This is a genomic window from Kosakonia sp. S42 (assembly GCF_016624785.1).
GTDB lineage: Bacteria > Pseudomonadota > Gammaproteobacteria > Enterobacterales > Enterobacteriaceae > Kosakonia > Kosakonia cowanii.
The window spans coordinates 1-421 of sequence record NZ_JACVTW010000096.1; the positions used below are offsets into that span (position 1 = coordinate 1).

General features: G+C 51.1%; 1 protein-coding gene. It reads left to right on the plus strand.

The features are described 5' to 3' along the window. Positions 1–131: 131 nt before the first annotated feature. On the plus strand, positions 132–421 hold a 290-nt coding region (locus IAE50_RS26445; RefSeq protein ID WP_234467362.1), incomplete at its 3' end, for a transposase.

Genomic DNA, 421 nt, shown 5'->3' on the forward strand with positions numbered 1-421 from the left:
ATAGGCTAAGGCAAGCTGCATAGGGTTGTCCAAGATCTGGGGCGCAGATCAATATGGTGGACGCTATCCATGAAATCATTAACCACAGTGCGTAAAAAAAGCCCTAATTATCCCGTTGAGTTCAAAATAAAATGGTTGAACTCTCGCATCGACCAGAGATCCCCGTAGCGCAACCCGCTCGTGAGCATGGAATCAACGATAATCTGCTTTTCAAGTGGCGTCAGTACTGGCGAAAACTACGTCCTCCTTCAACAACAGAAAACAGCGTGCCTGAGCTGCTCCCGATAACACTTGATGCCGAAGATGTTGTCCCTGCAATCTCCTCCCGGTCACAATCTGTAGCTGCTGCGGCACCTGAATCACTCCCCGTGACGAAAAACGGCTGCTGCCGGCAGCGTCATGCTGCCCGGAATGTGGTGGT